The organism is Caballeronia sp. J97 (genome assembly GCF_905220305.1).
In the GTDB taxonomy this organism is placed as follows: Bacteria; Pseudomonadota; Gammaproteobacteria; order Burkholderiales; family Burkholderiaceae; genus Caballeronia.
In genome coordinates, this window is record NZ_CAJMZL010000022.1 from 32165 (window position 1) to 58255 (window position 26091).

The following is a 26091-nucleotide window of genomic DNA, read 5'->3' on the forward strand; positions in this document are numbered from 1 at the left end:
TTAAGCGGCGAGCTTCGAGATGTCGGCGACGCAGTTCATCTGCTGATGCAATGCGTTGAGCAGCGCGAGACGATTGTTGCGCAGCGCGGCATCTTCCGCATTCACCATTACGTCGTTGAAGAACGTGTCGACGGAGTCGCGCAGCGCGGCGAGCGCGCTCAACGCTTCCGTGTAGTTGCGCGCGGCGAGCTGGCTTTGCACGCGCGGCGTTACTTGCTCGATCTGCGCGTACAGGTTCTGCTCCGCCGTTTCGACGAGCAGTTCCTTGTTCACCGTCGACGGCGCGCCCTGTTCCGACTTCTTCAGAATATTCGAGATGCGCTTGTTGGCCGCCGCGAGCGCTGCGGCTTCCGGCAGCGCCGCGAATTCGCGCACCGCATCGAGGCGCGCGACGATGTCGTCGAGACGCGTCGGGTTCAGGCTCAGCACCGCTTCGATATCGTTCGCTTCGAAGCCGCGCTCGCGCAACAGACCCCGCAGGCGATCGAGGAAGAACGCGTAGATGGCTTCGGTCGAATCGGCGACTTGCGGCATGCCGGCGAACTGGCGTTGCGCCGCGCCGACGAGATCGCGCAGATCGACCGGCAGCTTCTTTTCGAGCAGGATGCGCAAGACGCCCAGCGCATGACGGCGCAGCGCGAACGGGTCCTTTTCGCCGGTCGGCGCGAGCCCGATGCCCCAGATGCCGACGATCGTTTCCAGCTTGTCGGCGAGCGCGACCGCGGCGCCGACGCCCGTCGACGGCGTTTCATCGCCCGAGAAGCGCGGCTGATAGTGCTCCGAGCACGCGAGCGCGACTTCTTCCGGCTCGCCGTCGTGACGCGCGTAGTAGGTGCCCATCGTGCCTTGCAGCTCGGGGAATTCGCCGACCATGTCGGTCAGCAGGTCCGCCTTGGCGAGACGCGCGGCGCGGCGCGTGAGCGCGGGATCGACGCCGACCATCGGCGCGATCTCGCCCGCGAGCGCTTCGAGGCGCTCGACGCGTTGCAGGGTCGAGCCGAGCTTGTTGTGATAGACGACGTTCGCGAGCAGCGGCACGCGGTCTTCGAGGCGCTTCTTCTTGTCCTGCGTGAAGAAGAACTTCGCGTCGGCGAGGCGCGGGCGCACGACGCGCTCGTTGCCTTCGACGATCTCGCCCGGCGTCTTCGTGTCGATGTTCGACACGATCAGAAAGCGCGAGCGCAGCTTGCCGTGCTGGTCGGTGAGCGCGAAGTACTTCTGGTTCGTCTGCATCGTGAGGATCAGACATTCCTGCGGCACCTGCAGGAATTCCTCGTCGAAGCGGCATTCGTAGACGACCGGCCATTCGACGAGCGCGTTCACTTCGTCGAGCAGCGCTTCGGGCATCACGACGCGATCAACGTCCGCGAAGGCCTGCAACTGCGTGCGGATCGATTCGCGGCGATCGTCGAAGTTCGCGACGACGTGGCCCTTGTGACGCAACGTGCCGGCGTAGTCATCGGCATTCGGAATCGCGACCAAGCCTTCCGACATGAAGCGATGACCGATGGTCGTGTCGCCCGAATCGACGCCGAGCGCGCTGACCGGCACGACGTCGCGGCCGTGCATCGCGATGAGGCGCTGCACCGGGCGCACGAACTGCACGCTGGTGCCGTCCGGACGCTGGTAGGTCATGACCTTCGGAATCGGCAGCTTGCCGAGGGTTTCGTCGAGCGCGGCCTGCAGGCCGTCGGCGAGCGTCGCGCCCGGCGCGGCATAGCGCAGGAAGAAGGCTTCGGCCTTGCCGTCCTGCGCGCGTTCGAGTTCGGCGATGGGGAAGTCGGGAAAGCCGAGCGCCGCGAGCTTCTTGGCGAGCGGCGGCGTGGGGTTGCCTTCCTTGTCTAGCGCGACCGTCACCGGCAGAACCTTTTCGCGCACCTGTTTTTCAGGCGCGACATCGCGCACGTTCCGGATGAGCACGGCGAGGCGGCGGGGCGTCGCGTACTTGTCGAACGAAGGCGCGCCGTCGATCAGATCGCGTGCGGCGAGCCGTTCGACGATGCCGTCGGCGAAAGCGGTGCCGAGACGCGCGAGCGCTTTCGGCGGCAGTTCTTCGGTGAGCAGCTCGACGAGCAGGGAAGCGTTATGGGATTGCGTCATTGTTCTGTCGAGCCTCGTCAAACCTGTTCGTTGTTGCCCGTGGGCGAGCTTTCGACCCTGAGCGGCGGCGCCCACGCGGGACGCTGCGCTTCCTGCTCGTCGCTGACGAGATCGCGATCGCCCTTGACCGGATTGCCGAGCATCGGGAAGCCGAGCGCTTCACGCGAATCGTAGTAGGCCTGCGCGACGAGGCGCGACAACGCGCGAATGCGGCCGATGTACGCCGCGCGCTCCGTCACGGAAATGGCGCCGCGCGCATCGAGCAGATTGAACGTATGGCCGGCCTTCAGCACGAGCTCATACGCGGGCAGCGCGAGCTTCGCGTCGATCATCTTCTTCGCTTCTTCTTCGTAGCTCTTGAAGAACGTGAAGAGCAGATCGACGTTCGCGTGCTCGAAGTTGTACGTGGATTGTTCGACTTCGTTCTGGTGATAGACGTCGCCGTAGGAGAGCTGACGCAGCACACGGCCGTTCGGGCCGTCTTCTTCCCACTCGGTCCAGACGAGGTCGTACACGTTCTCGACCTTCTGCAGGTACATCGCGAGGCGTTCGAGACCGTAGGTGATTTCGCCGAGCACCGGCTTGCAATCGATGCCGCCCGCCTGCTGGAAGTAGGTGAACTGCGTGACTTCCATGCCGTTGAGCCACACTTCCCAGCCGAGGCCCCATGCGCCGAGCGTCGGGTTCTCCCAGTCGTCCTCGACGAAGCGCACGTCGTTCTGCTTCAGATCGAAGCCGAGCGCTTCGAGCGAGCCGAGATACAGATCGAGAATGTTCTCCGGCGCCGGCTTCAGCACGACCTGATACTGATAGTAGTGCTGCAGGCGGTTCGGGTTCTCGCCGTAGCGGCCGTCCTTCGGGCGGCGCGACGGTTGAACGTAGGCCGCGCGCCACGGCTCCGGGCCGATCGCGCGCAGGAACGTGTGGACGTGCGAGGTGCCTGCGCCGACTTCCATGTCGATCGGCTGGAGAAGCGCGCAGCCCTTCTCGTTCCAGTAGGACTGCAGCGTCAGAATGATTTGCTGGAAAGTAAGCATGATTGCCTTTTGGGGGCGAACGCGGCGCGGCCATCGTCGTGACGACGCGACTCGGAGGCGCGGCCGAAGTGCTGAAACGTGGAATTTTAGCCGAACGGAGGGGCGGGTGCGGCTTTTTGGGAGGAAGGCGGGCCGCGCGAGCCGCGTCGCCGGGCGCAACGCGGCTTCGTTTCAGCCGATGTTCAAGCTCGGGTCTGGCGTTTCCGGTTCGGCGCGAACGCGAACCCGAACGCCAGCAAAATGAGCGAGACCGCGATCACCGTCATGTTCCCGCTCGTCACATACGGGGTGCTGCCCGAGGTCCCTTGCACGCGCGCTTCGAGCACGCCGGTCGTGAAGGTCGGCAGCTTCGACACGACGTCGCCATTGGCCGCGATCACCGCCGTCATGCCGGTGTTGGTCGAGCGCAGCATCGGCCGGCCGGTTTCGACGGATCGCATCCGCGCGATTTGCAGGTGCTGGTCCAGCGCGATCGTGTTGCCGAACCACGCGAGATTCGTCGAGTTGACGAGAATGCCCGCGGGCGTTTCCTGCTCGCGGATCGTGCGCGCGATCTCTTCGCCGAAGATGTCCTCGTAGCAGATATCGACGGCGACCGGCTGGTTGTGCACGATGAACGCCTTTTGCGCGATCGGCCCGCGCGCGAGATCGCCGAGCGGAATGCCCATCATGCGCACGAACCAGTGAAAGCCGAGCGGCACGAACTCGCCGAAGGGCACGAGATGATGCTTGTCGTAGCGATAGACGCCGTTCACATGCGGCGTAACGCCAAAGAGGCTGTTGGTGAAATCGGTCGCGCGGCCGTCGGGGAGAATCGTGACGCCGATCGCGCCGAAGAGAATCGACGAGTTCGTATCGTCGGCGAAATTGCGGATCGCGACGGCGAAGTCTTGCGGAATCTGCACCGACAGCACCGGCAGCGCAGTCTCCGGTGTGACGATCAGATCGGCCGGCTTCTCGGTGATGAGCCGCTTGTAGAGCGCGAGCGATTCATCGACGCCCGCCTGCTCGAACTTCATTTCCTGCTTCACGTTGCCTTGCAGGAGACGCACATCGAGCGGCGCGTTGGCGGGCGTCGTCCATTCGATGCGCGAGAGCAGCATGCCCGCGACAATCAGCGCGATCGCCACGAAGCCCGGCGCGAAGCGCGCGACCAAACTCTGCGCGCGACGCAGGTTGTAGAGCGCCTGCACGATCAGCGCGGCCACGAGCGCCAGCATCCAGCCGACGCCATACACGCCGACGATCGCGCCGAAGCCCTTGAGCGGCCCGTCGACTTGCGCATAGCCGCTCGCGAGCCATGGAAAGCCGGTGAAGACTAGGCCGCGCAGCCATTCGCCGAGCGCCCAGGCACTCGCGAATGCAAACGCGCCGTGCCATGTCGGCGCATAGCGGGGCGACGCTTCGATGTCGCGCGCGGTGGCGGCGTCTTCATCGCCGAAGCGCGCGCGTCCGGCGACGAACGACCAGACCACGCTCGACAACGCCGGATAGATCGCGAGATACAGCGAGAACAATGCGACGGCCGCCGCGGCGAGCGGCGCGGCCATGCCGCCGTAGACATGCATGCTGACGTACAGCCACCACACGCCCGTCACGAAGTTGCCGAAGCCGAACGCCCAGCCGGTCGCGGCGGCGCTCTTCCAGCCGTTGGTGCGCGAGAGCCACGCGAAGAACAGTGCGAAGATCGCGAGTTCGATCCAGCCGCCGTGCGGCGTCGGCGCGAAGGAGAGCGTATTGACGGCGCCGAGCACGGCGGCGACGAGGTAATGCCAGAAGGGCAATGCGCGCGGCGAGATGGACGTGGCGGCCGTGGCGGACACGGTGGACGCGTCACGTTGACGCAAGAGCGAGCGAAACGATGAATCGGCCATTGATGACGGTCGAGTTGAGACGGAAGGCGTGCGAAACGAATGATGACGGGCGCCCGTCGATGCCGGCGCCCGCGAAGCGCTCAATCGCGCAGTTCGTCTTCGTCGTCGCCCGCGTGGTGATGTTGCTGCGCGAGATTCGGCACGCGCCGCACGAGAAGAACGTGAATCTGCCGGGCGTCGCCGCGCAGGATCTCGAACGCGAAATCGTCGATGCGCACTTTCTCGCCACGATGCGGCACGCGCCCGAAGCGATGCGTGACGAGGCCGCCGATGGTGTCGACTTCGTCATCGGAGAAATCGGTGCCGAACTCCTCGTTGAACTGTTCGATGCCGGTCAGCGCGCGCACGCGATACTTGCCGTCGGGCGTCGCGATGATGTTGCCGGCTTCCTCGTCGAAATCGTATTCGTCCTCGATGTCGCCGACGATCTGCTCCAGCACGTCCTCGATCGTGATGAGACCCGCGACGCCGCCGTATTCGTCGACGACGATCGCGATGTGATTGCGGTTCACGCGGAAGTCGTGCAGCAGCACGTTCAGGCGCTTCGATTCGGGGATGAAGACGGCGGGGCGCAGCATGCCGCGCACGTCGAATTCTTCTTCGGCGTAATAGCGCAGCAGGTCCTTGGCGAGCAGCACGCCGATGACGTTGTCGCGATTGCCTTCGTACACGGGATAGCGCGAGTGTGCTTTTTCGAGCACGAAGGGGATGAATTCGGCGGGCGTTTCCGCGATGTTGATTGCGTCCATCTGGGCGCGCGGAACCATGATGTCGCGCGCGCAAAGATCGGACACCTGGAAGACGCCTTCGATCATCGAGAGCGAATCTGCGTCGAGCAGATTGCGCTCGTGCGCGTCCTGAAGCACTTCGAGAAGTTCGTCGCGCGATTCGGGCTCGTGCGAGATGAAATCGGTCAAGCGTTCGAGAAGCGAGCGCTTTTCCTGCGGTTTGTCGGTGTGGCGTCGACTGGGATAGGGTTCGTTCATAGCGGAGCGCCCGGGAGTTCCCGGGCGCGGGTTAGCGGAAAGTTAAGCATACACCAAGGCAAAATGCGGGCTGCGTGGCGGCGCGCATGTCATGAGCCATGCTAGCCGATAAATATGCGAGAAGTGTGTCCGGCCGCGAGCATCGGCCAAACGGCAGATGCGCCGCGCGAATGTCATACAGATGCAAAAAGCACGCGCGTCATTTATTGCCCTGCGCCTGGCACCGCTTCAGCAGCGACTCCAGCGCCCGATCCGGCATTCCGCTTTCGCGCAACGCCTCGACCGTCCGGCTGACGTAGTCCAGCGTCGTGCCGTAGCGCCCGCTCGCGCAGCCGAGCACGGTGCGCACGATCGGATCGGCGAGTTTGCCCGTATAGGAAGTCGCATCCCGGCGCATGACGAACGCGAGCGCGTCGACGCGCCGTCCGTCCGCGAGCGTGCAGGGCAGCCACGCGGGCCGGTACGACGCCATCGCCATTTCGCGTCGCCACAGCACCTGCAGGTGCTCGACGGCATCGGCGCCCGCGAGCCGGAACGCCATGCCGGTGCACGATCCGCCGCGATCGAGCGCGAGCACGAGGCCCGGCTGCTCCGGCGTGCCGCGATTCACGCGCGACCATAGATAGAGCCCGCGATGGTAGCCGTGTACCTTGCCGCGCACGGCTTCGAGGGTCGGCAGGCCGGGGTTCCAGATCAGCGAGCCATAGCCGAACAGCCACAAGTCTGACTTGCGATCCCAGTGAACGAGCGCCGCCTCGCGCGACGCCGCGAGTTCCTCGTCGGTCAGCAGCGCGGATTCGCCGAGCGCGGGCGGATAGTCCGGACAGGGCGCGGGCGTCGGTTCGGCTTGGGGCGTTGCGGGTTGCGTGGGGTCGGGAAGCTTGTCGTTCACGGCGCGTTCAGGACATCGAGGGCATCGGACCGGCTTCAGGTCGACGGCACGTAAGGATCGGAAAATCCCAGAGACTGCATGATATCCGTCTCGATGGATTCCATCTCTTGCGCTTCGCTTTCGACTTCGTGGTCATAGCCCTGCGCATGGAGCGTGCCGTGGACGATCAGATGCGCGTAGTGCGCGGCGAGCGGCTTGCCCTGTTCGGCCGCCTCGCGCTCGACCACCGGGCAGCACAGGATCAGGTCGCCCGCGACGGGATCGTCCTCCGATTCCGCGTAGGCGAACGTGAGGACGTTCGTCGCGTAATCCTTCTGCCGATACGTGCGGTTGAGCATCCGCCCTTCTTCCTCGTCGACGAAGCGCACGGTCAGCTCGGCATCGGCGAAGAGCGATGCCTTGATCCAGCGCGCGACCGTCGCGCGCGGCAGGATCGCCTTGTGCGACGGATAAGCCTTCGCCGCCGGGAACTGCAAGGTCAGGGTGAGGCGCGGCATCATTCGGGCTTCGGCGATTGCTGCTGCGCGGCGCGCGCGGCCTCGGCGAGCGCCGCATCCTTCTGCGACTGCGCGTCGTACGCCTCCACGATGCGCGCGACGAGCGGATGCCGCACCACGTCCGCCGACGTGAAATGAGTAATCGCGATGCCGCGCACCTCCGACAGCACGTGCTGCGCCTCGATCAGCCCGCTCTTGTGGCCGCGCGGCAGGTCGACCTGCGTCGTATCGCCGGTGACGACCGCCTTCGAGCCGAAGCCGATACGCGTGAGGAACATCTTCATCTGCTCGGGCGTGGTGTTTTGCGCCTCGTCGAGGATGATGAATGCGTGATTCAGCGTGCGTCCGCGCATGTAGGCGAGCGGCGCGATTTCGATCATCTGGCGCTCGAACATCTTCGCTGTCTTGTCGAAGCCGAGCAGATCGTAGAGCGCGTCGTAAAGCGGGCGCAGATACGGATCGACCTTTTGCGCGAGATCGCCCGGCAGAAAGCCGAGCCGCTCGCCCGCTTCGACGGCCGGCCGCGTCAGCACGATGCGTTTGACCTGATCGCGCTCCAGGGCATCGACCGCGCACGCGACCGCGAGATACGTCTTGCCCGTGCCCGCCGGCCCGATGCCGAACGTCACGTCGTGCGCGATGATCTGCTTCAGATACTCGCGCTGCGCGGGCGTGCGGCCGCGCAGATCGGCGCGACGCGTGTAGAGCTTCGGACCGTGGTCTTCGTCCTCGCCGAGGTCGATCGTCGCGCTCGGTTCATCGAACGGATGATCCGGGTCGCCGCGAAAACGCGGATCGACTTCGCCTTCCTCGCCGTCGGCTTCGCGCGCTTCCCTCGCGCGTCGCGTCGCGTGACGCGCCTCGACCAGCGCGAGCTGAATGTCGTCGACGGAAATCGGATCGCGCGCGCGGTTGTAGAAGTTTTCGAGCGCGGCGAGCGCGACTTTCGCGCCACGGCCGCGAATCGCGATCTTGTGGCCGCGCCGAGAGAGCGTCACGTCGAGCGCCTGCTCGATCTGCCGCAGGTTTTCATCCAGCGGGCCGCAGAGGTTGGCGAGCCGCGCGTTGTCTTCGCGCGGCGCGGTGAATTCCAGATGCTGCGTAGGAGCGTTCTTCAAAGTGAACTTGAGTTCCTGTCTTTAGTGCGTCAGCTCGGCCGCCATGACCAGCTCGCCGCGCAGCGAGTGCGGATACGCATGCACGATCTTCACGTCGATCATCTGGCCGATCAGCCGTGCGTGCGACTCGGCCGGTGCGGGGAAATTGACGACGCGGTTGTTCTGCGTGCGCCCGGCGAGCTCGTTCGGATCCTTGCGCGCGGGGCGTTCGACCAGAATACGCTCGACACGGCCGACCATCGATTCGCTGATGCGCTGCACGTTTGCCTCGATCGTCGCCTGCAGATGTTGCAGCCGCTTGAGCTTGACTTCGCGCGGCGTGTCGTCGTGCAGATTCGCGGCGGGCGTGCCGGGGCGCGGACTGTAGATGAACGAGAAGCTCGTGTCGTAGCTCATCTCGTCGACGAGCGCCATCATCTTGTTGAAATCGTCCTCGGTCTCGCCGGGGAAGCCGACGATGAAGTCCGTCGACAGCGACAAGTCCGGGCGGATCGCGCGCAGCTTGCGAATGACCGACTTGTATTCGAGCACGGTGTAGCCGCGCTTCATCGCCATCAGAATGCGGTCCGAGCCGTGCTGCACCGGCAAATGCAGATGCGAGACGAGCTTCGGCACTTTCGCGTAAGTGTCGATGAGCCGCTGCGTGAATTCCTTCGGATGCGACGTCGTATACCGGATGCGTTCGATGCCCGGCACCTCCGCGACATACTCGATGAGCGTCGCGAAGTCCGCGATTTCATGCGAACCGAGCGTCAGCGCGCCTCGATAAGCGTTCACGTTCTGACCGAGCAGCGTGACTTCGCGCACGCCCTGATCGGCGAGGCCGGCGATTTCGGTGAGCACGTCATCGAGCGGGCGGGAGACTTCCTCGCCGCGCGTGTAGGGCACGACGCAGTAGCTGCAATATTTCGAGCAGCCTTCCATGATCGACACGAACGCGCTCGGACCCTCGACGCGCGCGGGCGGCAGATGATCGAACTTCTCGATTTCCGGGAACGTGATGTCGACCTGCGCGCGGCCGGTGGCGCGTCGCTGATCGATCATCGCGGGCAGGCGATGCAGCGTCTGCGGGCCGAACACGAGATCGACATACGGCGCGCGCGCGACGATCGACGCGCCTTCCTGGCTCGCGACGCAGCCGCCGACGCCGATCAGCAGATTCGGGTTCGCTTCCTTCAGCTCGCGCACGCGGCCGAGATCGGAGAACACTTTCTCCTGGGCCTTTTCGCGCACCGAGCACGTGTTGAACAGAATGACGTCCGCGTCTTCGGGCGTGTCCGTCTTGACGAGTCCTTCCGCCGCGCCGAGCACGTCGACCATCTTGTCGGAGTCGTACTCGTTCATCTGGCAGCCGAAGGTCTTTACATAAACTTTCTTGGTCATGAATCGTCGCCGGTCGCAGTGGTTAATCTGGGGGCGCTGGTAAGAGATTGAAGGATTTGCGGACCGTTTCTACAGCGATCTGCCCGCTTTTTACTGTAATTTAGCCCGATATTATAGCGCCGGCGGCCATTCCTGACGCCGCGGCGCGCTTGTCGGGCGGATAGGCCAGCTCGCCGAGCAATTCATCTGTCGTCGTCCGAAAACGCTCGACCAGAAAGTCCAGCAGCACGCGCACGCGCGGCGCCATATAACGGTTCGCATGAAAGAGGGCGTGCACGGCGGCTTCGTGCGTGCACCAGTCGGGCAGCACCATCTCGAGCGTGCCGGCGCGCACGTCGGCGGCGATATCCCAGATCGATTTATGCGCGATGCCGTGGCCGGCGAGCGCCCACGCGCGGGTCATTGCGCCGTCGTTGGTCTCCCAGGCGTCCGCCAGCGGGATCGTGTAGGCGTAACGCTCGTCGCCGCGCACGAATTGGAACTCGTTGAGCGGACCGTTCGCCGTGACCACGACGACGAAATCGTGCCCGATCAGATCGGCGGGTGTTTTCGGTGCGCCTTTGCGCGCGAGATAGTCGGGCGACGCGCACAACACCCGGCGATTCGGCGCGAGCGAGCGGGCGGCGAGTCCGCTGTCGGGCGGCGCGCCGAAGCGGATCGCGAGATCGATTTCCTCCTGCAGCAGATTCGACACCGAATCCGAAAGTGTCAGCGCGAACTTCACGTCCGGATGCAGCGCACTGAATTCGTCGAGCCAGCCGCGCAGCATCGAGCGTCCGAAATTCGATGTCGCCGAGATGCGCACCTTGCCGCGCACGACGTTCTGCCCCGCTTGCAGCGCGGCTTCGGCGTCGTCGATCGCTTGCAGCGCGATCCGGCAATGCTGCAGATACACGCGGCCTTCGTCCGTGACGCGCAACTGGCGCGTCGTGCGCTCGAAGAGCCGCGCGTGCAACGCCTTTTCCAGCTTGATGAGTCGCGCGCTCGCCGCCGCCGGCGACAGTCCGAGCTTGCGCCCCGCCGCCGACAGACTGCCCGCAGTCGCCGCTTCCACGAAAAGGCGCATGTCGCCGAGCCGATCCATCGTCATTTTCAAATCCGCTTTGATAATGATTCAAAGCGTAGACCAATTCTCAAAAAACTGCGCGAGCCACAAAATCCGACTTAAGCGTAAACCCTCGAAGAGCAATCACCTCATGCAACTCGACCACGTCACCCTCGTCGCGCCCGATTGCGATGCGCTCATGCGCTTTTTCGTCGATATCGCCGGAATGCGGGTGGGGCCGCGCCCGCCGTTCGGCATCGGCGGTTACTGGCTGTATCTCGGCGCGCGGCCTGCGGTGCATCTGATCGCATCGGGTGCGGCCGGACCGGCGTCGGCCGGAGGGCCGGGCGCGACGCGCATCGACCATCTGGCGCTGCGCATCGACGACGCGGCCGAGTGGCGCGCGCTGTCCGAACGTCTCGATTGTCACGGCTATGCATATCAAACCGCCGAAGTGCCGCTCGCCCGCGAGCTTCAACTCTTCGTGCGGCTGGCGCCCGGCGTGGTCGTCGAATTCGTGACTGCTCAATCCTGATCTGGAGTCATCATGCCTCTTCCCCTTCTCGCGCTGGCGATCAGCGCGTTCGCCATCGGCACGACGGAGTTCGTCATCATGGGCCTGTTGCCCAACGTCGCGCGCGATCTTTCCGTGTCGATTCCGTCGGCGGGCCTGCTCGTCACCGGCTACGCCCTCGGCGTCGCGGTCGGCGCGCCGTTGCTCGCCGTGCTGACGAGCAAGCTGCCGCGCAAGCTCGGGCTGCAATTGCTGATGCTCGTGTTCATCGTGGGCAACGTGCTGTGCGCGGTCGCGCCGAGCTACGGTTTGCTGATGGCCGCGCGCGTCGTGACGTCGTTCGCGCATGGCTCGTTCTTCGGCATCGGCGCGGTCGTGGCGGCCTCGCTCGTGCCCGCGGACAAGCGCGCGAGCGCCATCGCCCTGATGTTCACCGGCCTCACGCTCGCGAACGTGCTGGGCGTGCCGTTCGGGACATTCGTCGGTCAGGAACTGGGGTGGCGCGCGACGTTCTGGATCGTCGCCGGTCTGGGCGTGCTCTCCGCGCTCGGCGTGACCGCGCTCGTGCCGAACCGGCACGATGTCGCGCCGAGCGGCCTGGGACAAGAAGTGCGCGTGCTGCGCGACGGCCAGGTCTGGCTCGCGCTCACGATGACCGTGCTCGGTTTCGGCGGCGTGTTCGTCGTGTTCACCTATATCGCGCCGATCCTCGAACAGGTGGGCGGCTTCTCGCCGCGCGCCGTCACGCTGATTCTGGTGCTGTTCGGCATCGGGCTGACGATCGGCAATACGATCGGCGGCAAGCTCGCGGACCGCGCGCTGATGCCTTCGCTGATGGGCATCCTGTTCGCGCTCGCCATCGTGATGGCGGTGTTCGCGAAGACGAGCCACAGCCAGATCGGCGCGATCCTGACGATTTTCGTGTGGGGCATCGCGGCGTTCGCGACGGTGCCGCCGTTGCAGGCACGCGTCGTCGAGAAGGCGAAGGATGCGCCGAATCTCGCGTCGACGCTCAATATCGGCGCGTTCAACGTCGGCAATGCGGGCGGCGCGTGGCTCGGCGGCGCGGTGCTGACGCACGGCCACGGGCTGGATGCGCTCCCGTGGGCCGCGGCAGTGGTCGCGCTCGGCGCGCTTGCGGTGACCTGGTTCGCCGCGCGGCTCGATGCGCCGCGCGTTACATCCGAAGTAAAAGCAGCCGACGCTTGCTGAGCGCTTATCATGTTGGCTCAACGTAATTCGAGCCAACATGATCGATCATCTCATCTGCGATTGCGACGGCGTGCTCGTCGATAGCGAAGTCATCGCGGATCGCGTGATGCTGGACGTGCTCACCGAGACGTTTCCCGGCATCGACTTCAAACCGGCCGTCAAGACGGCTTTCGGACAGCAGACGTCGCGCTTCCTGACCTATCTCGAAACGAAGTTCGGCATCGTGATGCCGCCGAATTTCGTCGATACGATCGAGGCGCGCGTTTCAGTGGAACTCGCGCGCTCGGTCGGGCCGATCGCCGGCGTGCGCGCGGCGCTGGAAGGCTGCGGCCTGCCCGTGGCGGTGGTGTCGAACAGCCGCATGGAGCGCGTGCGCGTTTCGGTGCGGCGCGCCGGGCTGGATGAGATCGTCGGCGCGCGGGTGTTCAGCGCACAGCAGGTCGCGCGGCCGAAGCCTTATCCCGACGTCTATCTGCTCGCAGCGCGCACGCTCGATGTCGCGCCCGAGCGTTGCCTCGTCGTGGAGGACAGCATCGCCGGATTGACCGCGGCGCGCGCGGCGGGCATGAAGACCATCGCGTTCGTCGGCGCGAGCCATATTCCGTCCGGCTACGCGCAGGTGCTGCGCGAAACCGGCATCACGCGAATCATGGAGCACATGGACGAACTGCCCGCGCTCGTTGCGGCGGGCGTGCGCGGCGATTTCGGCGACGTGCTGTCCTGAGCGCCTTCAGCCTCAGGCGGCTTCTTCCACTGTCTCGCGTGCCGCTGCGAGCGCGGCGCGGAATTCGACCAGTTCCGCGATGGTCAGCATCGGCAGGCCGTGTTCCTTCGCGAAACGCTCGACCTGCGCGCCGCGTGTCATCGTGCCGTCGGCGTTCATCAGTTCGCACAGCACGCCCGCGGGCTTGAGGCCGGCGAGAATCGCCAGATCGACCGTGCCTTCGGTGTGGCCGCGCCGCGCGAGCACGCCGCCCGGCATCGCGCGCAGCGGGAAGACGTGGCCGGGCCGCACGATATCGCGGGGTTTCGCATGATCGGCGATGGCCGCGCGGATCGTCGTCACGCGATCCGCCGCCGAGACGCCGGTCGTCACGCCTTCGCGCGCTTCGATCGAAACCGTGAACGCCGTGCCGTAGCGGCTGCCGTTGGCCGCGGCCATCGGCGGAAGTTCGAGCGCACGCACTGTGTTGTCAGGCAGACACAGGCACACGATGCCGCTGCATTCGCGAATCAGAAGCGCCATGGTGGCATCGGTGAGTTTCTCGGCGGCGACGATCAGATCGGCTTCGTTCTCGCGATCGTCATCGTCCTGCAGCACGACCGGGCGGCCTTCGCGCATGGCGTCGAGCGCGGCGGCGATGCGCGGCGGAACCTGGGACGAAGCGAGTTGGGGAAGATCCGCAAAGGCGTCGTCGGCGATGACGGCGGGTGCGGCGAACGACAGGCTGGAAGCTGGGGTCTGGGACATGTGAAACGCTCTCGCGGGAAAATTAGGCGAAAAACGTTTCAGGGCATTGCAAACAGACAGAACGGCACCCCACGGCGACGCGCCGGCAGGCGCGGCGTCGTCCGGTTCGGCGTGATGCCGGACTCGCCAAGGGGAACGGACATGACCATCTGCACATCTTCTCTCATCCGGACTATGACCGTCGGCTCTGGCTTCTCACCAGATCTGCTGACCCCGCGCAAAGTTCTCGCGCGGGCGCTCGCGGGCTCGTGGTCCGGCCGAAAAGCCTCGCCACATACCGCCGGTGGGGAATTACACCCCGCCCTGAAGACGTACTGAATGCCGGCAAGCGCAAAGGATCGCCAGCCTTTTTAGGATACAGCACGTCGGCGGTTTTTGCACTGCCGCATGGCGCAGAACGGCGAAAAACGACACCGGCAGGGAGGCTGCGTCAGCTATCGGCCCATGCTTTTGCCGCGCTTACCGCGCGTTGCCATCCGGCGAGACACGAGTCGATTTCCCGCTTCGGCATCGATGGCGTGAATCGCCGTTCCAGTTGCCATTGCGCCTTGAGTTCGTCGACATCCTTCCAGTAACCGACCGCGAGCCCGGCCAGATAGGCCGCGCCGAGCGCCGTCGTTTCCGCGATGCGCGGGCGCGCGACATCGACGCCGAGTATGTCGGCCTGAAACTGCATCAGCAGGTCGTTCGCGCAGGCGCCGCCATCGACGCGCAATTCGCCGATGCGCATGCCCGAGTCCGCTTCCATCGCCTTGAGAACGTCGAGCGACTGATAGGCGATCGATTCGAGCGCCGCCCGCGCGATATGACTCGATGTCGTCCCGCGCGTGACGCCGAAGAGCGTGCCGCGTGCGCGCGCGTTCCAGTGCGGCGCGCCGAGCCCGGCGAACGCCGGCACGAGATAGACGCCGTCGCTGTGAGGCACGCCGCGCGCGAGCGTCTCGACTTCGCTCGCGCGCCGGATGAGGCCAAGGCCGTCGCGCAACCATTGAACGACCGCGCCCGCGATGAAGATGCTGCCTTCGAGCGCATAGTTGATCTGATCGCCGATCTGCCACGCGATGGTCGTAACGAGGTTGTTGCGCGACTCGATCGGCTTGTCGCCCGTGTTCATGACAAGAAAGCAGCCTGTGCCGTAGGTGTTTTTCACCATGCCGGAGTCGGTGCACATCTGGCCGAAGAGCGCGGCGTGCTGATCGCCGGCGAGCGATGCGAGCGGGACGTCGGCGGCGAACACCGTGCCTTGTGTGCTGCCGTAAACCTCCGACGACGTGCGTACTTCGGGCAGCATGCTGCGAGGGATGTCGAGCGCGTCGAGCAGTTCGTCGTCCCAGCGCCGTTCGTGGATGTTGAATAGCATGGTGCGCGACGCGTTCGTGATGTCGGTGATATGCATGCCGTGCCGCGTGAAATTCCACACGAGCCAGCTATCCACCGTGCCGAACGCGAGCCGTCCTTGCTTCGCCTTGTCGCGCGCGCCTTCGACGTTGTCGAGAATCCAGCGGATCTTCGTTGCCGAGAAATATGCGTCGATGGGCAAGCCTGTCTTCGCGCGCACCATCGCTTCGAGGCCGCGCGCCTTGAGTTCGTCGCAGAAGCCAGCGGTGCGGCGGTCCTGCCAGACGATCGCGTTATGAACCGGCTTGCCCGTTTCGCGGTCCCAGACGATCGTGGTTTCGCGCTGATTCGTGATGCCGACCGCAGCGATCGATGCGGCGCTTGCCCCGGCGCGTGTGACGGCTTCGGCGGCGACGCCGGCCTGCGTCGACCAGATCTCCTGCGGATCGTGCTCGACCCAGCCCGCTTGAGGATAGATCTGCTGGAACTCCTTCTGCGCCATCGACACGATATTGCCGTTTCTGTCGAACAGCATGGCCCGTGAGCTCGTGGTGCCCTGGTCGAGCGCGAGAACGTACTGATCCTGCATGGTCTCCTCCGGTTCGGGCGGACATCGATGCCTTCACGCAAGCGAGAGGCGACATCCGTTTGAGCAATCTATCGGAGCGAGGCTACGCGGACAACCTGACCGAATGGCATAGGCCGAACGACGCCGGTCATTCGAACGTCGTTTGGCCTATGCCGTTCGGCCGAGTGGCGCGACGCTTCCGTTCGTCCGATACTGGCGCCACGAAATCGATAGAAGGGTGAGTGTGATGCGAACGTTGCTGGTTTCCGGCGTGTTGGGCGCGGCGCTGCTGGCGGGCTGCGTGGGCACGCCCAGTCTGGACGGCTCGATGGGCGCGCCGTCGTTCGATGCGTTGCAGGGCATGTGCGGAACGTCTCCCGTCGACTACGGCGCGGACGCGCAATCGGTCTACTCGACCTTTTACGATGCCTATGTGGCCGAACGGCGCGGCGGATTGTCGAGGGAGCGCTTCTGCGCCTTCCAGGCGTCGATCGCCGAGCGGTATCGAGCCTGGCGGGCGAGTCCCGGCCCCGAGGCGCAAAGCGCATGGGCGAACTTCTTCCTGGATCAGCGCGCGCAGGCGCTGAGCTGGCGCGCGGCTGTCGACCCGACATTACGCGCCGGCTGAAACGATTTGACGAGAGGTACGAGAGGAGAGAAAGCAGACGCGGCCCCGGCCGCGTCCTGAGTCCTGCTGCGTGTGCTACGAGAAACGCTTGAAAGCCTTGACGGTGGAATCACCGGTAGCGGTGAGGCGCCATTGCTGGCGTCCGGATGCGAGATTTTCGAGTTGGACGAGTTGACGTTCGAGCAGAGCGTCGAGCTCTTCGCGTTCCATATCGACTTGATTGGGCGCTTCCTGAACCAGTAGCAGCGTGGCAAATTCGTGCGGACTCAGCATTGTGTTCTCCATGACGACCGAACGGCATAAGCAGCCGGCTTTGTAAGCCGGATCTTTTTGCTTCGAAACGTTGTACGGGGAAACTGAAAAATCGCCGGGCACACGCGTTGATTTTGTACTGCGAATGCCGGGAATTGGGATTGTAGGCAAGCGTCTGACAAGTGCCAAATCCCTGTTGAAAATTTTGGCTTTGACTTTTGGCGGCCTCGGAAGCGGGTCATCGAAGACCGAAATTCGCAGAATTCACTTGAGGTTCGTGCGGCGGCGCACACAAACAAGCGCCAGTTCGGAGAACGCGGCTCAGGCGATCGCGAGCGCATTATTCATGCGCGAATTTCATTAATTTATACGATAAATGAATTTGTTTTGGATTAAGCGGACAATGCAATATTCCCCCTTTGCCCGTTCGGTCAACCCAATCGCCCGGGACGTTCTGCCTGCTGGTATTTCGGACTTCATTCAATGACTCGCTTCAACTGGCAAAACCCTTATCCCACGCCGCGCCTGCCGGTATTCGCTCGCAATATCGTCTCGACTTCGCATCCGCTCGCCGCGCAAGCCGGCCTGCGCATGCTTTGGAAGGGCGGCAATGCCGTCGACGCAGCCATCGCCGCGGCGGCTGCCATCACCGTGGTGGAACCGGTGTCGTGCGGTCTGGGCGGCGACGCGTTCGCGCTCGTCTGGGACGGCCGGAAGCTGCATGGGTTGAATGCATCGGGCGTGTCTCCGGCGGCCTGGAATGTCGACTATTTCCGGCGCAAGTACGGCGAAGAGAACGGACTCTCGCGTCAGCCCAAGCGTGGTTGGGACGCAGTGACGGTGCCGGGTGTCATCGCCGGATGGGAAGCGCTGCACACGAAGTTCGGCTCGCTGCCCTTTGCGGATCTGATGGAGCCCGCCATCGAAATCGCCGAGCGTGGCCATGCCGTGGCGAGCATCGTCGCGTACAAGTGGGCGGCGGCCGTGCCGGAACTCAAGGATCAGCCGGGCTTCGCCAACGTGTTCATGCCGCACGGCCGCGCGCCCGAAGTCAGCGAGCTCGTGCGCTTTCCCGGCCACGCGAAGACGCTGCGCCTGCTCGCGCAACAAGGCCCGCGCGTGTTCTACGAAGGCGAAATCGGCGAGCGTATCGCCGCGTTCGCGCGTGCGGGCGGCGCGGCGCTGACGATGGACGATCTGCGCAACTATCGCGCGGACTGGGTCGAGCCGATCAGCAAGGACTATCGCGGTCACACCGTGCACGAGATTCCGCCGAACGGGCAGGGTATCGCGGCGCTGATCGCGCTCGGCATTCTCGACAAGTTCGATGTCAGCGCGATGACCGTCGATCGCATCGAATCGCAGCATCTGCAAATCGAAGCGATGAAGCTCGCCTTCGCCGACGTCTACCGTTACGTCGCCGATCCACGATCGATGGAAGTCACGCCTGAGCAGATGCTCGACGACGCTTATCTGACCGAGCGCGCGAAGCTCATCGATCCGTCGAAGGCCACGCAGTTCGACTTCGGCATGCCGAAGGCGGGCGGCACCATCTACATGTCGGTTGCGGACGAGCGCGGCATGATGGTGAGCTTCATCCAGTCGAATTACATGGGTTTCGGCTCGGGCGTGGTCGTGCCGGATACGGGCATCTCGCTGCAAAACCGTGGCTGCGGTTTTTCGATGGATCCGAAGTCGGCCAACGTGGTCGAGGGCGGCAAACGTCCGTTCCATACGATCATTCCGGCGTTCCTTACCCAGAAAGTCGCGGGCGAACACGAAGCCGTCATGAGTTTCGGCGTGATGGGCGGCGACATGCAGCCGCAAGGCCATCTGCAATCCGTCGTGCGCATGCTCGACTACGGCCAGCAGCCGCAGGCCGCGTGTGATGCGCCGCGCTGGAAGGTGAACCGCGATTTCACGATCGACATCGAAGCGACGCTCGATCTGGAAACCGCGCGCGCGCTCGAGGGTATGGGCCACACGATCAAGTCAGTCGACGATCCGTATATGGATTTCGGCTCGGGCCAGTACATCTGGAAGCTCGATCGGAATGATCCCGACCGCGGGTATGTCGCGGCGAGCGACAGCCGGCGCGACGGACTCGCCGCAGGCTTCTGATCCAACACGCGGAGACCGGGCCATCGGCCGGTCTCCGTTGATAAAGGCAAACGCATCCGATCGCCGTGGCTTCCCAGGCGAGAGGGATGCGCGCGCCCGTGCCTCGTCGCATCGGGCTCGACATCACGACATGGAAGCAGGGGAGAGGAACTCATGAACGAACACGCGTATCGGACGCCGGTTGCTCATGGCGTCACGGCGACAGATGCCGAAGCGGTCGCGACAAAGCCGGCGCCATCGAAAGCGATGATCCGTCGCATCGTCTTCTCGTCATCGATCGGCAACGCGCTCGAATGGTTCGACTTCCTCGTCTACGGCTATTTCGCGACGGTCATCGCCAAGGCATTCTTTCCGTCGAACGACGAATGGCTCTCGACGATGCTCGCCATCGGCACCTTCGGCATTTCGTTTCTGATGCGGCCGCTCGGCGCGGTTGTGCTCGGCCTCTACGGCGACCGTAAGGGGCGCAAGGCAGCACTTACCCTCGCCATTCTGCTGATGATGATCGGCACCCTCACGATGGCAGTGATGCCTTCGTATCAGCACATCGGCATCGCGGCGCCGCTCCTGATCCTGCTCGCGCGCCTCGTTCAGGGCTTTGCGGTCGGCGGCGAGTTCGGCAGCGCGACCGCGTTCATGGTCGAGCATAGCGAGGCGCGGCGCGGCTATTACGCGAGCTGGCAGTTCGCGAGCCAAGGGCTCGCCGCGATCATGGCCGCGGCGTTCGGCTCGGTTCTGAGCGCCTGGCTGCCGCAGCCGCAACTCGAAAGCTGGGGCTGGCGCATTCCGTTCGTGTTCGGTCTGCTCGTCGGGCCGGTCGGCTACTACATTCGCTCGCACCTGGACGAGACGCCGGAGTTTCTCGCGACGCGCTCCGCCAAAAAGGCGAGTGCGTCCGGCATCTCCTTCTCGAATCAATGGCTCAATCTTCTGCTCGCCGTGGGCATCGTCGCGCAGTCGACGGTCGGCGTGTATGTGCTGCAACTCTATATGCCGATGTATGCCGTCAAGCAGTTGCATCTGCCTGCGACCGCTTCGTTCGCCGTCGTGGTGCTCAATGGCGGACTTCAGTTCATCTTCTCGCCATTGATGGGCGCGCTCTCCGACCGTCTCGGGCGCATTCGCATCATGCTCGGCACGTCGATCTTCATGGGCGTAACGATTTATCCGATGTTTGCATGGTTGCAGGCGCATCCGACGGTCGCGTCGCTGGTCGTCCTGCAGTCGGTCGCGGGCATTCTGAAAGCGGCCTACTCCGGCCCGATGCCCGCGCTCATGTCCGAGATTTTCCCTACGCGCGTGCGTTCGACCGGCCTTTCGATCGGCTACGCGCTCGGTGTGACGCTGTTCGGCGGTTTCGCGCCGACGATCGTCGAGGCCTTTATCCACGTCACCGGTGACAAGCTCGCGCCGAGCTACTACGTGTTGCTGGCGGCGGCGCTTTCCGGGATCTCGCTGGCGATCGTCGCGTGGCGCATGAGCGCAGCGCGGCGCGCGACCTGACCACGGATCCGCGAATCTTGCTCGCAACCTTGAGGCGGCTTCGGCCGCCTTTCGCTTTTTCAGACGTCCGCAAACCGACTAATCGTGTGGACCGGCACGTTTCATGCTGCAGTGCAGCGATATCCGCTCGTCCCGCGTCGTAAGAATTTGGTGCGCAAGGAACCGGCGCGCCGCGCGTGAGTCTGTCCCTATGTCTGCAAACTCATTGCAGGGCGGCTAAGATGGAAAAACAAGCCGTTAATACCCGAAGTCGAGGACGCGAGGACCGAACCGTTCACGGCGTCGCGTGAACCTCGGCCTTCCTTTGTTGGCCGATGGCGCGTTCAGTCCAGCCTGGGAGCGCGATTTATGCATACAAACAGTACACATGTGATGCCTTGGCGCATCGAAGACATCGATCTCACGCGAATCGATCGTCAGAAGGCGGAATCCAACGAGCATCTTCTTTTGTTGTTGTGCGCCTGCTCGTTCATCGAAAGCGGCACGGACCTCTATACGAGCAATCTCAGCAAGTATTTTCACGACGATCCCGAAATCTCGGCGTGGCTCAATAACGAGTGGGAGCCCGAAGAGATGCAGCACGGCAGGGCGCTCAAGACCTATATCAATCACGTGTGGCCGGAGTTCGACTGGGACACGGCGTTCAGGAATTTCTTCGACGAATACTCGCTGACGTGCTCCTACGAGGAATTCGAAAAGAAGCGCGCACTCGAGATGGTGGCGCGTTGTGTCGTCGAGACGGGGACGGCCACGCTTTATCGCGCGATCAACGATTGTTCGGATGAACCTGTGCTGAAGGAAATCACCGACAATATCCGCACAGACGAAGTGCGGCACTACAAGCATTTTTTCCACTTTTTCAAGAAGTGGAACAAGATCGAAGGCAATGGCCGCATGGCCGTGCTCGGCGCGCTCGTGCGACGCGTGGTCGAACTGAAAAGCGAGGATTCGGAGATTGCGCTGCGACACGTCTTCGCCATTCGTTATCCTGAACGTGCGCAGGACGCGGAGTACAACCGCGAACTGTCCGCGCGCGTGAACGCGCTCGTGCGGCGCAATCTGTCGGCGGATCAGGCCATCAAGATGCTGCTCAAGCCGCTCGATTTGCCCGCGCGCATTCAGCCCGGCGTGCACTATCCGCTCTCGAAGATGACGCAGTTGTTCTTCCGCTAACCTTTCGACGATGCCGGCGCAAAGCCGGCATTTTTCATGGCTCATCACAACGCGCCGCAAGCGTCGCTCCCTTCACAATCCGTTTTCGACGAATGGCCGCCCGAATTGCGCGCACGCTTCGACGGCACGCTCGCCGGTGCCGATGGCGGTTTCACAGCGTCGCTATGCGCGGCGGATCATGCTCAGCGCGTGCGGACCGCGCTGCTGAGCGCCGGTGAACTATTTGCTCCGGATGCGCGCACACTCGCATTCGCGTTGTGGCCATCGTCCCGGACCGCGCAGGCCGTGACCGCGAGCGGGCGGGCAACGCTCACCTTCGTACTCGACGGAGCGTTCTATCAGGTGCATCTGGAGGTGCGCCGCGTGCCGCTCGACGACGTGCCGCTCGCATGCTTCGTCGGCGCGATCGAGGGCGGTGAAGTTCAACGGGTAGGATATGCGCGACTCACGAATGGAATCGCCTTCGAACTGACTGATGCACAATCGGCGCTCGCGCGCTGGCGCGAGCAACTCGACTGGCTGAAGCGGGCGGCGAGCGCCGCCGCCTGATTTACATCGAACGACTCAACGGCTGCGGTCGCCCGAGCGCAATGCGTCGCGTCGTCCGCCGAGCAGCGCGCCGGGGTTGCCGCCCGGCTTGCGCGAATTCGCGACGTGACCCGCCTGAACCGGCTCCTGACGTCGCGGCGCCGCGCCAGCGTTCGCGCTCGGCTTGCTGTGACTGCGGGTATCGCGTGAAGGTTGAGCTTGAGCGCCGCCGCTGTTCGGCTTGGCCGGCCGCGCTCCGCGTGCGTCGCCGTTCGGACGGCCGCCTTCGCGGCGCGGCTCGCCGTTGCGTCTCGCTTCGCCGTTCGCTCGCGCTTCGTTGTTGCGCGGATTCTGGCGTCCCTGACTCTGTCCTTGTCCCTGTCCTTGACCGCGCCCCTGACTGCGGCGCTGGATCGGCTCCGGTTTCGCGGTCGGGTCCGGCTCGAAGCCGGGAATCACTTCGCGCGGAATCGGCCGCTTGATGAGGCGTTCGATGTCCTTCAGCAATTGATGCTCGTCGACGCAGACGAGCGACACCGCTTCGCCTTCCGCGCCCGCTCGGCCCGTGCGGCCGATGCGATGCACGTAGTCTTCCGGCACGTTCGGCAGATCGAAGTTGACGACGTGCGGCAGTTGATCGATGTCGATGCCGCGCGCCGCGATGTCGGTCGCGACCAGCACTTGCAGCGTCTCGGCCTTGAATTCGCTGAGCGCACGCGTGCGTGCCGACTGGCTCTTGTTGCCGTGGATCGCGAGCGCGCTGATGCCGTCACGCGTCAACTGCTCGGCGAGGCGGTTCGCGCCGTGCTTCGTGCGCGTGAACACCAGCACCTGGAACCAGTTGTTGCCGCGAATCAGATGCGTGAGCAAATCGCGCTTGCGGTCGCGATCGACCGGATGGATCTTCTGCTCGACCGTTTCGGCCGTCGTATTGCGGCGCGCGACTTCGATCAGCGCGGGCGAATCGAGCAGGCTGTCCGCGAGCGCCTTGATCTCGTCGGAGAACGTCGCCGAGAACAACAGGTTCTGGCGCTTGGCCGGCAGGCGTGCGAGCACGCGCTTGATGTCGTGGATGAAGCCCATGTCGAGCATGCGGTCGGCTTCGTCGAGCACGAGAATTTCGAGCTGCGAAACGTCGATCGTCTTTTGCTGCATGTGATCGAGCAGACGCCCCGGCGTCGCGACGACGATATCGACGCCGCGCTTCAGGGCGTCGATCTGCGGATTGATGCCGACGCCGCCGAACATCACGGTCGACCTGAGCTTCAGATACTTGCCGTATGCGCGCACGCTTTCCTCGACCTGCGCGGCGAGTTCGCGCGTCGGCGTGAGAATCAGCGCGCGCACCGGACGCTTCGCGCCGCCCGTGGCGGGCGCAAGTTGCGACAGGCGTTGCAGGATCGGCAGCGTGAAGCCGGCGGTCTTGCCCGTGCCGGTCTGTGCTCCCGCGAGCAGATCGCCGCCTTTCAGGACGGCGGGAATCGCCTGGAGCTGGATCGGGGTGGGACTGGAATAGCCGAGTTCGTTGACGGCGCGAAGCAGGGGTTCGGAGAGACCGAGTGAATCAAAAGACATAAATTGGCTGCTTATTCGTAGTGTCGAACGGCGCGCATGCGAATCAGACTGCGGCGAAATCGTGATTCGGCCGGCAGAGCGCATGTGCATCGCTCGAAGAAAAATCGGGCGGCGGGCCTTGCGCGATCAGCGATCGCACGGCATTGCCGCGAGGTTCGACGTGCTATCAAGACACGTCATCTGGCGCTAAGTTGCATCGATGGACACTTCGACGCTGCGACGCCCGTTCCAGCCGGCGCTCACGCGACATAGCGCGCGACGCTCACGAACTGGCACAGGCTGCCTGCGAGCACGAACAGATGCCAGATTCCATGTCCGTGCCGGATGCGCTCGTCGTTGATGAAAAACCAGATGCCCGCGGTGTACACGACGCCGCCCGCCACCAGCCACGCGGTTCCCGCGGGCGGCAGCGCCGTCACGAGCGGATGAATGGCTACGAGCGCGAGCCATCCCATCAACACGTACAGCACCATCGAAACGCTGCGGGTTCGGCGCCCGAGCGTCAACTCCTGCGTGATACCGAGCGCCGCGAGCCCCCAGCTCACGCCGAAGAGCGACCAGCCCCAGGGGCCACGCAAGGTCACCAGTGTATACGGCGTGTAGCTGCCGGCGATCAACAAGTAGATGGCCGAGTGATCGCATTTCTGCAGTATCGCTTTCATGCGCGGCGTGCGCGCCCAGTGATACAGCGTCGAGATGATGTAGAGCGCGCAGAGCATCGCGCCATACACCGCGAAACTGACGACCTTGTAGGCATCGCCGTCGAGGGCGCCCATCGTGACGAGCGCCGCCAGGCCGGCCACCGACAGCAGCGCGCCGATCAGATGGCTAATGCTGTTGAAACGCTCACCTGCGTGCATGAATCGAATCCACCAAAAGACAAAGGGCGCGGCCCCAACTACGAAGGCTGCGCCCCAAGTGCGTATTGTACGCTGCCTTGGCGGATGGTCGCTGCGGACGTCAGTCGAGCGGCGCCGAACGCAGGTTGCTGACCTGCTGCGGCGACACCGGCGTGCCGTGGTTGCCCCACGACATACGGATGTACGTCACGACCGCTGCCACTTCCGTATCCGACAGCGACTGCGCGAACGGCGGCATGCCGTGCGGCATCGGGTTGCCTTCGGTGCTCGGCGGATAACCGCCGTTCAAGGTCATGCGGATCGGGTTGACGGCCGACGGCATCTGGATCGACTGGTTGTTGGCGAGCGGCGGGTACGCCGGCGGCTTGCCGAGACCGTTTTCCTGATGGCACTTCGCGCAGTTCTCGGTGTAGACCTTCTTGCCGAGCGTGAGCAGTTCGCCGCCGAACTTCTCGGAGGTTTCGAGCTGCATCACCTCCGGCGCTTCCTTCTTCTGCGGGATCGACTTGAGATACGTCGACATCGCGTTGATGTCCGCGTCGCTCATGTACTGCAGGCTGTTGTGGACGACTTCGGCCATCGGACCGAACACCGCGCCGCGTTGCGACACGCCGGTCTTCAGCAGGTCGTTGATGTCCTTGATGTCCCAGTCGCCGAGACCGGCTTCCTTGTTCGACGTCAGCGACGGCGCATACCAGTTCTGCAGCGGGATCAGGCCGCCGGCGAAGGCCGCCGAGTTGACCGGGCCGCCCATCGCGTTGATCGACGTATGGCACATGCCGCAGTGACCGAGGCCTTCGACGAGATACGCGCCGCGGTTCCATTCGACCGACTTGGTCGGATCCGGCTTGTACTCGCCTTCCGAGAAGAACAGCGTGCGCCAGCCGATCAGCAGATTGCGGTTGTTGAACGGGAAGCGTAGTTCATGCGGGCGGCTCGGCTCGGAAACCGGCGGCACCGAGCGCAGATACGCGTAGATCGCGTCCGAATCGGCGCGCGTGACCTTGGTGTAGCTCGTGAACGGGAAGCCCGGATAGAGCAGCGAACCGTCCTTCGAGCGGCCCGTGTGCATCGCGCGATAGAAGTCGTCGGAGGTCCACTTGCCGATGCCGTATTGATCGTCCGGCGTGATGTTCGGCGTGAACATCGTGCCGAACGGCGTGGCCATCGGCAGGCCGCCGGCGAATTCCTTGCCGCCGCGCACCGTGTGGCACGCGATACAGTCGCCGGCGCGCGCGAGGTATTCGCCTTGCTTGATGAGCGCGGCCTTGTCGGCCGGCGTCGCCGCGATGGCGCCGCCCGAATGCAGGTTGTCGCCGCCCGACCAGAGGACGGCGCCGGCTGCGACGGCTGCCACCACGACAGCCGAGGAAAGTGCGAACAGGGACTTGCGTTTCATTATGTTGTCGCTCCAGA

23 protein-coding genes and 1 riboswitch are annotated in these 26091 nt (G+C 64.3%); of the genes, 8 read left to right on the forward strand and 15 right to left on the reverse strand.

The genetic code is table 11. The annotated features are described in order from the left end of the window. From glyS to U4Y90_RS24465, 9 genes are all read right to left on the reverse strand, one after another. The gene (gene glyS / locus U4Y90_RS24425) at window positions 1-2100 is read right to left on the reverse strand and encodes a glycine--tRNA ligase subunit beta (protein ID WP_321798391.1); all 2100 of its coding nucleotides are present in this window, start codon (window positions 2098-2100) and stop codon (window positions 1-3) included. Window positions 2101-2117: 17 nt separating this feature from the next. Continuing rightward, entirely contained in the window at window positions 2118-3137 is a 1020-nt protein-coding gene (gene glyQ / locus U4Y90_RS24430; protein WP_321798393.1) for a glycine--tRNA ligase subunit alpha, read from the reverse strand. A 182-nt stretch (window positions 3138-3319) separates the two neighbouring features. Beyond that, window positions 3320-5011: an apolipoprotein N-acyltransferase gene (gene lnt, locus U4Y90_RS24435; protein WP_321798395.1), complete on the reverse strand. Its 1692-nt coding sequence runs from the start codon at window positions 5009-5011 to the stop codon at window positions 3320-3322. Between the two features lie 80 nt (window positions 5012-5091). Then, window positions 5092-5997, reverse strand: a complete 906-nt coding sequence (locus U4Y90_RS24440) for an HlyC/CorC family transporter (protein ID WP_321798397.1) — start codon at window positions 5995-5997, stop codon at window positions 5092-5094. Between the two features lie 199 nt (window positions 5998-6196). Next, complete coding sequence (locus U4Y90_RS24445; protein WP_321798398.1) at window positions 6197-6889, reverse strand: gamma-glutamylcyclotransferase; 693 nt, start codon at window positions 6887-6889, stop codon at window positions 6197-6199. Between the two features lie 35 nt (window positions 6890-6924). After that, entirely contained in the window at window positions 6925-7389 is a 465-nt protein-coding gene (gene ybeY / locus U4Y90_RS24450; RefSeq protein WP_321798400.1) for an rRNA maturation RNase YbeY, read from the reverse strand. Further along, window positions 7386-8504, reverse strand: coding sequence for a PhoH family protein (locus U4Y90_RS24455; protein WP_321798402.1), 1119 nt, complete (start codon window positions 8502-8504; stop codon window positions 7386-7388). Before U4Y90_RS24455 ends, ybeY begins: the two co-directional genes overlap by 4 nt. Before the next feature lie 21 nt (window positions 8505-8525). After that, on the reverse strand, window positions 8526-9887 hold the full coding sequence (gene miaB, locus U4Y90_RS24460; RefSeq protein ID WP_321798404.1) for a tRNA (N6-isopentenyl adenosine(37)-C2)-methylthiotransferase MiaB: 1362 nt from the start codon (window positions 9885-9887) through the stop codon (window positions 8526-8528). A gap of 100 nt (window positions 9888-9987) precedes the next feature. Continuing rightward, window positions 9988-10971 carry a LysR family transcriptional regulator gene (locus U4Y90_RS24465; RefSeq protein WP_321798504.1) on the reverse strand — a complete coding sequence of 328 codons (984 nt, stop codon included), beginning with the start codon at window positions 10969-10971 and terminating at the stop codon, window positions 9988-9990. Window positions 10972-11083: 112 nt separating this feature from the next. Here U4Y90_RS24465 and U4Y90_RS24470 point away from each other — a divergent pair, with 112 nt between their 5' ends. From U4Y90_RS24470 to U4Y90_RS24480, 3 genes are read left to right on the forward strand one after another with little or no spacing between them, the layout of a single operon-like run. Next, the gene (locus U4Y90_RS24470) at window positions 11084-11467 is read left to right on the forward strand and encodes a VOC family protein (RefSeq protein WP_321798406.1); all 384 of its coding nucleotides are present in this window, start codon (window positions 11084-11086) and stop codon (window positions 11465-11467) included. A gap of 12 nt (window positions 11468-11479) precedes the next feature. After that, complete coding sequence (locus U4Y90_RS24475) at window positions 11480-12658, forward strand: MFS transporter (protein WP_321798407.1); 1179 nt, start codon at window positions 11480-11482, stop codon at window positions 12656-12658. 37 nt (window positions 12659-12695) lie between these two features. Next, complete coding sequence (locus U4Y90_RS24480; protein WP_321798408.1) at window positions 12696-13382, forward strand: HAD family hydrolase; 687 nt, start codon at window positions 12696-12698, stop codon at window positions 13380-13382. Window positions 13383-13394: 12 nt separating this feature from the next. On the opposite strand, the gene ribB is transcribed toward U4Y90_RS24480, so the two are convergent. Continuing rightward, window positions 13395-14129: a 3,4-dihydroxy-2-butanone-4-phosphate synthase gene (ribB, locus tag U4Y90_RS24485; protein ID WP_321798409.1), complete on the reverse strand. Its 735-nt coding sequence runs from the start codon at window positions 14127-14129 to the stop codon at window positions 13395-13397. Between the two features lie 151 nt (window positions 14130-14280). After that, a riboswitch (FMN riboswitch) is annotated at window positions 14281-14444 on the reverse strand. A gap of 115 nt (window positions 14445-14559) precedes the next feature. Further along, window positions 14560-16056 (reverse strand): glycerol kinase GlpK, encoded by a 1497-nt coding sequence (gene glpK / locus U4Y90_RS24490; protein ID WP_321798410.1) that lies wholly within the window; start codon window positions 16054-16056, stop codon window positions 14560-14562. A 226-nt stretch (window positions 16057-16282) separates the two neighbouring features. Here glpK and U4Y90_RS24495 point away from each other — a divergent pair, with 226 nt between their 5' ends. Next, complete coding sequence (locus U4Y90_RS24495) at window positions 16283-16663, forward strand: hypothetical protein (protein ID WP_321798412.1); 381 nt, start codon at window positions 16283-16285, stop codon at window positions 16661-16663. Window positions 16664-16738: 75 nt separating this feature from the next. Here the strand turns inward: U4Y90_RS24495 and U4Y90_RS24500 are convergent, their stop codons facing one another. After that, entirely contained in the window at window positions 16739-16936 is a 198-nt protein-coding gene (locus tag U4Y90_RS24500; protein WP_250513033.1) for a hypothetical protein, read from the reverse strand. Window positions 16937-17398: 462 nt separating this feature from the next. On the opposite strand from U4Y90_RS24500, the gene U4Y90_RS24505 reads away from it, so the two are divergent. The 4 genes from U4Y90_RS24505 (at window position 17399) to U4Y90_RS24520 (ending at window position 22261) form a co-directional block, all read left to right on the forward strand. Beyond that, a complete protein-coding gene (locus U4Y90_RS24505; protein WP_321798414.1) occupies window positions 17399-19036 on the forward strand; it encodes a gamma-glutamyltransferase family protein in 1638 nt (545 codons plus the stop codon). Between the two features lie 153 nt (window positions 19037-19189). Further along, window positions 19190-20539, forward strand: coding sequence for an MFS transporter (locus tag U4Y90_RS24510; protein WP_415749408.1), 1350 nt, complete (start codon window positions 19190-19192; stop codon window positions 20537-20539). A 348-nt stretch (window positions 20540-20887) separates the two neighbouring features. Next, on the forward strand, window positions 20888-21712 hold the full coding sequence (locus U4Y90_RS24515) for a ferritin-like domain-containing protein (protein WP_321798416.1): 825 nt from the start codon (window positions 20888-20890) through the stop codon (window positions 21710-21712). A 36-nt stretch (window positions 21713-21748) separates the two neighbouring features. Further along, a complete protein-coding gene (locus U4Y90_RS24520) occupies window positions 21749-22261 on the forward strand; it encodes a hypothetical protein (protein WP_321798417.1) in 513 nt (170 codons plus the stop codon). A gap of 15 nt (window positions 22262-22276) precedes the next feature. Here the strand turns inward: U4Y90_RS24520 and U4Y90_RS24525 are convergent, their stop codons facing one another. From U4Y90_RS24525 to U4Y90_RS24535, 3 genes are all read right to left on the reverse strand, one after another. Beyond that, window positions 22277-23815, reverse strand: coding sequence for a DEAD/DEAH box helicase (locus tag U4Y90_RS24525; RefSeq protein ID WP_321798418.1), 1539 nt, complete (start codon window positions 23813-23815; stop codon window positions 22277-22279). A gap of 239 nt (window positions 23816-24054) precedes the next feature. Next, window positions 24055-24675, reverse strand: a complete 621-nt coding sequence (gene trhA / locus U4Y90_RS24530) for a PAQR family membrane homeostasis protein TrhA (RefSeq protein ID WP_321798420.1) — start codon at window positions 24673-24675, stop codon at window positions 24055-24057. Window positions 24676-24775: 100 nt separating this feature from the next. After that, complete coding sequence (locus U4Y90_RS24535) at window positions 24776-26074, reverse strand: cytochrome c (RefSeq protein ID WP_321798421.1); 1299 nt, start codon at window positions 26072-26074, stop codon at window positions 24776-24778. Between the last annotated feature and the right edge of the window lie 17 nt (window positions 26075-26091).